Here is a 10,260-nt window from a genome sequence, read left to right on the forward strand (position 1 = left end):
GTTGCCGGGGTTAATGGCCGCATCCGTTTGGATAAAAGATACCCGCTTGTCAGGCACCCGAATCTCCCCGCTGGAACGGCCCAAAGCGCTGATGATCCCAGCCGTAACGGTGTTATCCAAACCCAGGGGGTTGCCGATGGCAATGGCCCACTGGCCCGGCTCCAGGGTTTCCGAGCGCCCCAGCTTCACGGTCGGCAGGTTCTGGGCGTTGATCTTCACCACGGCGATGTCCGTAACCGGATCCGAACCGATGACCTGCCCATCAAAGCTGCGGGTATCCTTGAGCGTCACCGTTACCTTGTCGGATCCCTCGACCACATGGGCATTGGTGATGATCTGGCCGTCTGGGCTGATGATGAACCCAGAGCCGGTTCCCTGCTGCCGCCGCTGCCGAGGGATAGAAGGGATCGCTTGGCCAAAGAAATCCCGGAAAAAGGGATCGCTGAAAAACTCCTCCGGAAAAGGGGCAGGGGCGCGCACCGTCCGCTCAGCATCGATGCGAACCACCGCCGGCCCCACCTTTTGCGCCACATCGGCGATGAAATTCAGGTTCAGTTGGGGCGGGGTTGCCGTCGTCTGGGCAGATACCCCCTTGCCCCCCACCAGAGCTGCTCCCAGCCCAATGCCCAGCAGCACCAGCAGCACTGACGAGAGAAGAGACTTCCAAGTGGAGATGGCAAAAGGCTGGAAAGAGGATTGAGCAGGTTGGGCGGAAGCTTCTGACCCGGGAGAGGGCTGGCCCGGCATGGATGTGCTGCGCTTCATAGCTACAAGAAGAGGGTTGGGATGCTGCAAGACTTCGGCCCCACGCAGGGGAAGAAACCTAGAGCCTAATCTAACATGGACAGCAGGGATCCCAGAGTGGGCAACCCTAGCGTTTTTCCGTACTTCTATCTGGAGCGAAGAGCAGCGGAATCTGCTCACCTGAGGTAGCCCATTTCCATTCAGTTGGCTTTGATCACGATAGGTAAAAGATAGGTAAGGCCCGAAAGGCTCCCGGTTTTGTCCGGTTTGCAGCTAGCGTAGGAATGATGAATGGGGGTAAGACCATGACCAACCCAGCCAGCCGCCTGTTGGCTCCTCTGCTTGGCGGATTGCTCTCAGCGCAGATGGCCGCCCCAGTTTTGGCCCAAATGGGGCCCTTGCCACCACCGCCTGCCGGTGAGGGATGGCGTCCTGTGAATCCTCGCCCCCTTCCCCCTGGCCCTCAACCCCTGCAACCTGGCCAGCCCTTTCAACTGCAAACCACGTTGCTATTGCGCTCTGGGGATCTGATCCAGGCGGTGCATCGCTCCCCAGAAACCCTCTTGATTGCCCCTGGGGAAACCCGCGCCGTCAGCCTTAGCTTGGATACCCCTCTGCGGGACATCTACGGCAACATGGTCGTCCCGGCGGGGGCCGTTTTGGAAGGCCAATTTCAGCCGGTGAGCGGCGGCACCCAGTTTGTTTCGCGGGCTTTGATTTTCAACGGCCAATCCTACCCCCTCTACGCTCAGAGCCAGGTTATCCCGCTGCGCAAGGATCCCCGCCACACTTCCGGGGAAGCGATTGTGCAAGATGCCTTGATTGGGGCAGCTGCGGGGGCCATCTTGGGAGGCTTGTTCGGCGACCGGGTGATCTCGACGGAGAAAGTGCTGGGCGGAGCGGCGGCAGGGGCTGTCATCGGCAATGTAACGGCGCCGGAAGTGGCGGTGATCGACGCCAATGCCAACTTGACTCTGACGGTCACCCAAGATTTTCAGCCCTACCTGCCCTAGCGAGCCCCTGAAAACAGCTCTGGCCCTAGGGACTGGCGGTGAGCCGATCCAGAATCTCCTCGTGGGAGAGGCCTTTGCGCACCCACTCCTCGCAGTGGTGCAGCCGCTGGGCCGTACCGATGAGGAAGCGGTTGAGGTCGGCCCCTAGGGATTCGCAGGTGGTCTGCACGCAGATGAGATCCCGCCCCGAAAGCAATGAGAAGAGGCTGGCCAGCATTCCCGCCTCTAGGTATCCGGCAGGCTCTTGCCGTGTAGAAGCTTCCTCCAGGTTGAAGCTGGCGCGAGCGGCCAGGGCAAACCCGGAATTGCGGATCCCGGCCTGAACCAAGCCGTGGTCGGCGGCGGAAAAATCCAGCTCCAGGCGTCCCCAGCCGTGGGTAGCCCAGAGGTCGCTGAGGGCATCCAGGAAGATCCCCATCGGCAATTCCTGCAGCGGCTGCTGGTAGTAGCCGGAAAGCTCGTCTTCAACACGGCGGAAAAATGCCTCTCCCCAATCGCGGCCACAGTTGTAGAGAATGACGCGGGTGGCTTGGCCAGTTTCATAGCGCAGGCCGGAGTAGAGAGCTTCCAGCAGGGGCATGGGAAAGGCCGCCAAGCGGTATCCTCCGCGGCTGTAGAGCAGTCCGGTGTGGATGTCAGGGCGGATGTAGTAGGCAGGGCTAAAGCAGTGCCCAGGCAAGATCTGGTCTTGCAGAATCTCTTGCAGGGTAGTCATGGCTATCTCACAGGGGGATGGACGGATTTGAGGGCGGCTGGAACTTGGCCTTTTGGAGTGAAGGGATGAATGTCCGGTGGATTGGCAAAACTAGGGAATCCATTGAGGGCGAATGGACCTAGTTAACCAGCATGGATTTGGCCAAAAGCAGATAAGGACGGATCATCTCGCTCTCTTCTGCCCCAAAGATGTAGGTCAGGGAGTCGAGCATTAACTTGTAGGCAGGCTGGCATTGGTCGCGCATCTTGAACGATTTCAGGATCGTCTCCAGCCAGTAGAGCAATTTATCCCTCAGGTAGTCTTCGTCGTTGAGCAGCATGGCCATGCAGCAGTAGCGCCACACCATGCTCAGATCCCGGCGGCAGCGCTCCCAGGCCAGGTGACCATGCTGGCGGATTAAATTCGGCATCATCGGCTGAAACTTCTCCATCACCCGATCCAGCAGCTCTTGTTCTTTGGCCTGCAGAACCTGGTAAAGGCGGACCCGCTTCGGGATCCCTTCCACGTAGGCGTGTAGAGTTTTCAACTCGTCCGGGCGCAGATAGCGGCCTTCGCTTTGTTGCATCAGCTCGGCAACCCTTGAATTCATAGATAGAGCCTCCTTCAGTGGGCTTCACACAAACATTTCCGCCAAGGTGAGAGCCCTCTCCGGCGGAACTGTGGGCAGGTCAACCTCCATCTCAGAAGAAGAAGGGGAAGGAGATTGGGCCTGAGAAGTTGCGCAGACAGCTTGTAGCTCTTGCCAGTAGGGGGCAAGCAAACCCTGCTGATCCGCTGGCAGGGATCCCTGAACCACTGCCCGTAGCTGAGCGAGCGCTTGCGGCAACCCTAGGTACTGTTCCATCGCACCAAGAGTTACCTGCTGCACAGGGGTGGGATCCCCCAGCAACAGACTCAGGCCCAGGGAGCGCAAACAAAAGGCCAATTGACGAGCCAAGAGGCGCTGAGCCGGGGTTAGAGAAGGTTCTGCCCCCTCTCTGGCGGGATTGCTGCTGGGCAACGCTGTCGCGACGGGGGTTGGCCCCTGCTGTTGCAAAACCTTTTGGATCCAGGTCAGCTCTTGCTGTTGTAAGACTTGGTAGAGCTCCAGCCGTTCTTCAAAAGAGAGCGAGTAACGAATCAGGTCTTGCAGATCGTCGGGTGTTAAGTAATCCCCTTCTCGATCGGCAATGCGCTCCGGCCAAGAGTGAAGGTCATCCATGGGTGAAGTCTCCTTAGAGCACGGATCGAGAGAGCACAACTGAGAGCCCTGAACAAACCAGAGCTAGAGCAAAGCTCCGCCAAACAAGGCGGCAAAATCCTCAAGGGTAAAGGGATCCTCCGCTGGCAATTCCGGCACCGGCTCCACCCATGGGCGGATGCCCGACCAATTGAAGCCGGCAAAAAACTGGCCCACCGACTGGGCAAAGAGCACGGGGGACTGCGGCGGCAGTTCTTGAGCGGAGGAAGCCTTGGCTAGGGGTCGATTATCCCAGTTCAACCCCTGCAAGAAGAGCATCAGGGGCTGGGTTAGATCTCGAGCAGGATCTAGGGTGAGCATGTCAGCTTCTCCAAAGCGCTGAGGAACGACAGAACCACAAGCAAGCCTTACATTTGCTGTAAACGCTGCTCGATCTCGCGGGCGCTGGCCCCTTCGGTGATCCAAAAATTGGCGGCATCAATGCGTTCTTGCCCGCCCAACAGGAACTTGCAGTAGGTTTCCCCCATGGCGTAGCACTGGATCTCGATGCAGGCCAGCTCGCGGGAAGTCATAGCGGTGAAAAACCCGGCAAATAGCCCGGCATAGAGATGACAAACCGGCTTGCCCACATCCCCAAGGGTGCGAGCCACCATCGAGTCAAACAAGTTGATAAACAGGAAGCCTTTTTGTTTGGATTCGGTTTCCACCTCCCACTTGCCCCAGCCCTGAGCCGTAAAAGGCCACCACCAAGTCTCCAGCAAAAACAAAAGGTTGGACTGTTTTACGCCAATCCCATACTCCCGCTCGTACCACTCGGAGAAGTGCTTGGCATCGCGGATGCCCCAATCTCTGCCAATGGTGTACATCACCGCCGCCGAAGCATCCCCCACCTCCCGTTCCAAGCCTGTTTGCAGGCCCACAATAAAGTCTTCGCTCAACAGCAGATTTTGGGTGTTGTTCCAATCGATAATCGTGCCCTGATCTCGGTTGAAGCGAAAGAAATCGCGGTAACTGTAGTGAGCATGCTTGTCGCGGCCCACAGGCAGGGTGACTGCAGGACGGGGATCCGGTCGAGATGTGGTGGCCATGGCGCTCTCCTGATAAAAAATGGATAATTCTAGATTGCAAAGCAACAGGATTTGGTGGGATTTGTAGGGATCAACTGGGCCAGACAATGCCAATGAGTCAACAAAATGAATGGCTAAGCATTCGATAAACTTGGTCAGCTATCTGAGGGATCCAACATTGTTCAATCCTTGGTTGATTGTCTATAAGACAATGCCCGCTGAGCCCAAGGGATCCCTGAACATCGACAATCCATCAAACTTCCCGAGTTTGGGCAAGTGTACTGCCGATGATGCGGAAGTCCTCATTTTCTAGCTGCTTAACAGTAGAGCGAGTGATGATCTTGCCCTGCTCCACCAAAACCTTCCCCGTCCGTGGGTGCAGCAGGTCTTGTTCGGCCCGCCGACCGATGAGCACTTCGATATCCCTCAGCGAGTTCACGTACATCCCCGGCGGCAGCTCCACCACCACGCCATCGGAAACCACCCGCGCCTGACAGGCCAGCCGGGAATTGCTGCGGGCGCTGGTAATGGTCTCCAGAGTCTTGGCCTCGCGGGGGGTGATGGGAGTGAGGCTTTCCATTCCCTCTTTGACGTAAACATGACAGGTGGCGCAGAGGCCGCGACCGTTACATTCCCGCGAAACCTGCAGCTCCTCCGACAAAATGGCCGACAGCAGATTGCTGTAGGTATCGACCTCCGAGACACGAGATAAAGGCTCTAGCCGGATTTGTTTAACCATAGACGGGATCCACATTAAGGGCAGACAAAAAACCCCGGCGGGCAAGATCTACTGCATAAGCAACGCAAACAAATCACAACAATTAACTCCCTTCCCCTGCAACCCCCTTGCAGGTCTACAGCAACACCTGAGTCCCCAGTCAATCAAACCAGAGCACTTCACCAGAGCACTTCAAATGATGAGCCCTGCACCTGTGACCCTGGGAGAGGCTGCATTCTTTACTTAACTTATATTCTGGATCTGGAGCAGGTTATTCTGGATGGAAGTGTCATAATACTTAACTACGAATAAACACGGAATTTTTTTATCGGCTAGAAAGTTACAAAGTGAAATCACGTAAATTGGAGAAAATGACAATCCTTTCGTAAATATTTATCGCAGATCTCCCCCGGTCGTTCTGTCGGCAAGGTAAATCTTAAGTAGAACCTTCACGGTCTTTTATTGGCAATTTTGTTACAGAAGGATGTGCTGAAGTTTGCCGTAAAAGCGTATCGAGCCATTTGCTATTCCCTTCATAATTTCTTTAAAGTAGTCCCCCATTTTGTCTGTAAATCGATCTTTTCTGTTTTTGTTGGCTTCGTCGATTGGGAGCTAGGGTTATGGAATCGCGCCAGCGCCGGCAGGATCCGCAAACGTTGCAAAACCTGTTGCGGGCCGCCTATCAGCAGCTTTTGGAACGCCAGCCCTACCAGCACGAGAAAGCGGGAGAACTGGAGAAAATCGAGCAGGACTTTCTCCGCGGGCGGATTGGGATCAAACGTTTGGTTCGTCAAATCGGGGGATCCCGTCTTTATCAGCGGCTGTTTTTCAGTGCCGGCTGCAACACCCGCTGTGTAGAGCAGGGCTTCAAGCACTTTTTGGGACGGGCCCCGGCCAGCAAGGAGGAGGTGGCCGCCTACCACGACATTTTGGTGCACCAGGGCTTGCAGGCCATGGTCAATGCCTTTATCGACTCGGAGGAGTACCGCCACCATTTCGGCAACGACCATCTGCCGCAACCCCGTCAACGGCTAAGCGGCCACCCACCTTTGGCCTACTTGCTGACAAACCAAATGCACCGGCGCCATGAGCTGGGGATGCAGGGATCCCCGCTTTTGCACAGTTTGGCGGCGATGGAAGTGGGGATCCCTTAGGCGCTCCTGCTGGGGAGAAAGTCGAGGGTGTAGGCTTGGCCCACATCCAAGTTGGCTTCCACCGTTCCCAGGGCAACCATCTCCCGGAAGTAGGTTTGCCAGCGCTGGTGGGTCATGGCCCCGATCCCCAGCGTGGCGGCATCTCCACTGGTGAGAAGGCCGTAGTCTTTTAGGGCTTGGTGGGCGTAGGCCAGGAGGGCCTCGCTCATGTTGGGGTTGTCTTGGCGGATGAGGCGATTGCCGGGGCGGGGATCCTCTAGGTAGCTCTGCCAGCCCTGGATGGAGGCAGCTACAAATTTTCGCACCTGCTCCGGGTGCTGTTCGGCAAAGGGGCGGGTGGTCTCCAGGGTGGTGGCGTAGGGGGAATAGCCGTAGTCGGCCAGCAGAAAAACGACGGGATCAAAGCCCCCCTCCTGGCGCACGCGGAAGGGCTCGGAGGTCACATAGCCCTGCTGGGCAGAAGACTTGTCCAGCAAGAAGGGCGTGAGGCTGAGGTTGTAGGGGCGCTTCTGCTCGTCGGTAAAGCCAAATTTGGCCCGCAAAAAAGGCCAGTAGGTGAGGTTGGCCCCCGGTGACACCCAGATGGGCTTGCCCCGCAGGTCTTCCAGGCGCTCGATGCCCACCCCTGGATGGGCCAAGAGACACTGGGGATCCTTCTGGAAAAAGGCGGCCACGGTGAGAACAGGGATCCCAGCTTGCAGAGCCGCCAGAGCGTCGGGGCTGCCGCCGAGCACAAAATCTGCCGCTCCCCCGGCTAGCAGTTGCAGCACGTTAACCGCCGTTCCCCCCATGCGGATTTCCACCTGCAGACCGTAGTCGGCGTAGATGCCGGTGGCCAGGGCTTGGTAAAAGCCGCCGTGTTCGGCCTGGGCGTACCAGTTGGTGACCAGTCGCAAGGGCCGGGATCTGGCCGAAGAGGGGCGGGAGCCCGCTCCTACTGCTAGCAGAGCAGCTCCACTGGCCAAAAAACGCCGCCGCGGCCAAGGCTCTGGAGTTACACCGGACATAGGCAGGGATCCTCAGGCGGCCACGCTTTCAGTATCTCGCAAGTAGACCAGTTTTTCCTCAGGCTGGCCACCCCTTGGAAGCGGAGCTGTTGGGAGGCGTCTTCGATTTATATTTGCAAAGCAAGCGGGATCCCCTTCTTACAAGGGGCAAGATCGACATTCCAAGGGGTAGGGCATGGGCAAGGTGTATCTAGTGGGGGCAGGGCTGGGCGGGCGGGCGGGCCTGACGCAGGGAGCACTGGAGATCCTACGGCAGGCTGAGGCTATCTGGATCGACGAGCTGGTGGATGAGCGTTTGCTGGCGGAGTTACCCTCTCAGGCGCAGGTGTGGCGGCGCTCAGGAGAAGCGAGCTTACAGCAGGGCATCCTCTGGTTAATTCAGCGCTGCCGAGAAGGCAAACAGGTGGTTCACCTCAAGTCAGGGGATCCCTTGATCTTTGGCCGCGCTCGCGAGGAGATCCAAGCCCTTAGGGAGGCGGGCTGTCCCTTTGAGATTTGGCCGGGGTTGTCGTCGGCCCTGGCTGGCCCCCTCTGGGCAGGGATCCCCCTGACCGATAAGCACTTAAGCCGCGTTTTTGCCGTGCTGACTGCCCACGATCTAGAGGCCTTGCCCTGGAGCGCCCTGGCCCAGTTGGATACTTTGGTGATTTTGATGGGATCCCGGCAGCGACAGCACATTGGCGCACGGCTGATGGAGTCTGGGATCCCGGCAGACCGACCGGTGGCCTTGATCTGGGGGGCGGGGCAAGCAGAGCAGCAGGTGTGGGTGGGCACCTTGGCCGAGCTGCAGCAGGGGGAGAGTCAGGCAAAGTTGCCGGGCCTACTGGTGGTTGGGGAGGTGGTGCGGCTGCGGCAGGACTTTTTGCCGGGGATCCCACCCTTGCCGCCACCGGCTCCTTTGGCAGGCAAGACGGTGCTGGTTACCCGTTCCGAGGGGCAATCACCAGCTTTTTGTGAGTTGCTGCAGGCCCAGGGGGCGCGGGTGCTGGAGATGCCGACCCTGGTGATCCAGCCGCCCACGAGCTGGGATCCCTTGGATACAGCCATTGCCAACCTGGAACAATTCGACTGGCTGCTGCTGACCTCTGCCAATGGAGTGCAGGCTTTCTTTGAGCGGCTGCAGCGGCAGGGGCGAGATAGCCGAGCACTCCACTCCCTGCAAGTGGCGGTGGTGGGATCCAAAACCGCTTCCGTGCTGGCCCAGTACGGCATTCGCCCGGATCTGATGCCCTCCGAGTTTGTGGCCGAAGCCCTGCTACCCATTTGGCCGCAGCCAGTGCAGGGGCAGCGCATCCTCTTTCCCCGCGTTGAGTCAGGAGGGCGGGAGGAGCTGGTACAGGGGTTGCGGCAGCGAGGAGCAGAGGTGGTGGAGGTGGCCGCCTATCAGTCCGCCTGTCCAGCAGCAGCGGATCCCCAGGTCCTGGAAGCTCTTAAAGCCCACCAGGTGGACATCCTCACCTTTGCCAGCTCCAAGACAGTACAGCATTTTGCCCACTTGATCCAGCAGGCAGGGCTAGGCCCTGAGATCTGGGATCCACCCGTGCAGATTGCCGCCATTGGCCCCAAGACGGCCGCAACCTGCAAGGCTGCATTTGGTCGAGTGGACATCGCAGCCCAGGAGTATACTTTGGAAGGATTGGTGGAAGCCCTCATCCAAGCGACCAACCGTTCTACCTAGCCTTTTCAGGCCGTTCGCGGTAGCGGTGCAGAGTACCCAGGTGCTCCTCATAGTGAGCCCCCATCAGCCAAACGGAACTCTCCTGGCCCGGTATCCCAATAGATACACCCAGACACCATGTGGCAGACGGCCAAGCTCTACGAAGACATTCTTTACGAAAAAACGGATGGCATTGCCAAGATCACCATCAACCGTCCCCACAAGCGCAACGCCTTCCGCCCCAAGACCATTGCCGAGCTGATTGATGCGTTTGCCGATGTGCGAGAGGATCCCAGGATTGGAGTAGTGCTCTTAACAGGCGCCGGGCCCCATACCGATGGGAAGTATGCCTTCTGCGCCGGCGGGGATCAAAGCGTACGGGGCGAGGCCGGTTACCTGGATGAGGCCGGGATCCCTCGTCTCAATGTGCTGGATCTGCAGCGCATCATCCGCTCTTTGCCCAAGGTGGTGATTGCCCTAGTGGCAGGCTACGCCATTGGGGGTGGCCATGTTTTGCATCTCATCTGCGACCTGACCATTGCCGCCGATAATGCCATCTTTGGGCAAACCGGCCCTAGGGTAGGCAGCTTCGATGGGGGCTTTGGGGCCGCCTACCTGGCGCGAGTGGTGGGGCAAAAAAAAGCCCGCGAGATTTGGTTCCTCTGCCGCCAATACACCGCAGCCCAAGCCCTAGAGATGGGTCTGGTCAATGCCGTGGTGCCAGTGGAAGAGCTAGAAGCTGAAGGGATCCGCTGGGCGCAAGAAATTCTCCAGCACAGCCCCTTAGCCATCCGCTGCCTCAAAGCCGCCTTCAACGCCGACTGCGATGGGCAGGTGGGGCTGCAGGAGCTGGCCGGAGATGCGACGTTGCTGTTCTACATGACCGAAGAAGCTGCTGAGGGCAAACGCGCCTTTTTGGAAAAGCGCCCACCTAACTTTCGCCAGTTTCCCTGGCTGCCATAGTTTGTTTGTTTTCATTAATTCCACTTCCCCGAAGGGAAGCGA

Annotated in this window: 12 protein-coding genes; 4 read left to right on the plus strand and 8 right to left on the minus strand. The window is 58.3% G+C overall.

What is annotated here, in order from left to right:
• The coding region (locus NW815_RS03105; RefSeq protein WP_414415694.1) for a trypsin-like peptidase domain-containing protein at positions 1-765 on the minus strand (765 nt) is incomplete at its 3' end.
• A 284-nt stretch (positions 766-1,049) separates the two neighbouring features.
• On the opposite strand from NW815_RS03105, the gene NW815_RS03110 reads away from it, so the two are divergent.
• Positions 1,050-1,757 carry a hypothetical protein gene (locus NW815_RS03110; RefSeq protein ID WP_011432227.1) on the plus strand — a complete coding sequence of 236 codons (708 nt, stop codon included), beginning with the start codon at positions 1,050-1,052 and terminating at the stop codon, positions 1,755-1,757.
• Positions 1,758-1,782: 25 nt separating this feature from the next.
• Here NW815_RS03110 and NW815_RS03115 read toward each other — a convergent pair whose 3' ends face one another.
• The 6 genes from NW815_RS03115 to NW815_RS03140 all read right to left on the minus strand — a co-directional run bounded on the left by NW815_RS03115 (position 1,783) and on the right by NW815_RS03140 (position 5,458).
• A complete protein-coding gene (locus NW815_RS03115) occupies positions 1,783-2,472 on the minus strand; it encodes a V4R domain-containing protein (protein ID WP_414388481.1) in 690 nt (229 codons plus the stop codon).
• A gap of 118 nt (positions 2,473-2,590) precedes the next feature.
• Positions 2,591-3,061, minus strand: a complete 471-nt coding sequence (locus tag NW815_RS03120) for a phycobilisome protein (protein ID WP_414344046.1) — start codon at positions 3,059-3,061, stop codon at positions 2,591-2,593.
• A 24-nt stretch (positions 3,062-3,085) separates the two neighbouring features.
• Positions 3,086-3,673, minus strand: coding sequence for a hypothetical protein (locus NW815_RS03125; protein ID WP_414344049.1), 588 nt, complete (start codon positions 3,671-3,673; stop codon positions 3,086-3,088).
• Between the two features lie 63 nt (positions 3,674-3,736).
• Positions 3,737-4,012, minus strand: coding sequence for a hypothetical protein (locus tag NW815_RS03130; protein ID WP_414344051.1), 276 nt, complete (start codon positions 4,010-4,012; stop codon positions 3,737-3,739).
• 47 nt (positions 4,013-4,059) lie between these two features.
• A complete protein-coding gene (locus NW815_RS03135; RefSeq protein ID WP_414344053.1) occupies positions 4,060-4,740 on the minus strand; it encodes a V4R domain-containing protein in 681 nt (226 codons plus the stop codon).
• 232 nt (positions 4,741-4,972) lie between these two features.
• A complete protein-coding gene (locus tag NW815_RS03140) occupies positions 4,973-5,458 on the minus strand; it encodes a 2Fe-2S iron-sulfur cluster-binding protein (protein WP_041436217.1) in 486 nt (161 codons plus the stop codon).
• A gap of 599 nt (positions 5,459-6,057) precedes the next feature.
• Between NW815_RS03140 and NW815_RS03145 the strand changes: the two genes are divergently transcribed.
• Complete coding sequence (locus tag NW815_RS03145) at positions 6,058-6,591, plus strand: phycobilisome rod-core linker polypeptide (protein ID WP_414388479.1); 534 nt, start codon at positions 6,058-6,060, stop codon at positions 6,589-6,591.
• Here the strand turns inward: NW815_RS03145 and NW815_RS03150 are convergent.
• Positions 6,588-7,598: an ABC transporter substrate-binding protein gene (locus tag NW815_RS03150; protein WP_414388477.1), complete on the minus strand. Its 1,011-nt coding sequence runs from the start codon at positions 7,596-7,598 to the stop codon at positions 6,588-6,590. The two genes, NW815_RS03145 and NW815_RS03150, sit on opposite strands and share 4 nt — an antisense overlap.
• 175 nt (positions 7,599-7,773) lie before the next feature.
• Here NW815_RS03150 and cobA point away from each other — a divergent pair, with 175 nt between their 5' ends.
• Together cobA and menB are read left to right on the plus strand one after the other, a co-directional pair.
• Positions 7,774-9,276: a uroporphyrinogen-III C-methyltransferase gene (gene cobA, locus NW815_RS03155; protein WP_414388476.1), complete on the plus strand. Its 1,503-nt coding sequence runs from the start codon at positions 7,774-7,776 to the stop codon at positions 9,274-9,276.
• A gap of 117 nt (positions 9,277-9,393) precedes the next feature.
• Positions 9,394-10,218 (plus strand): 1,4-dihydroxy-2-naphthoyl-CoA synthase, encoded by an 825-nt coding sequence (gene menB / locus NW815_RS03160; RefSeq protein WP_011432215.1) that lies wholly within the window; start codon positions 9,394-9,396, stop codon positions 10,216-10,218.
• Positions 10,219-10,260: the final 42 nt, after the last annotated feature.

Origin of the sequence: Synechococcus sp. R6-7 (assembly GCF_047461695.1) — a bacterium.
Lineage (GTDB): Bacteria > Cyanobacteriota > Cyanobacteriia > Thermostichales > Thermostichaceae > Thermostichus.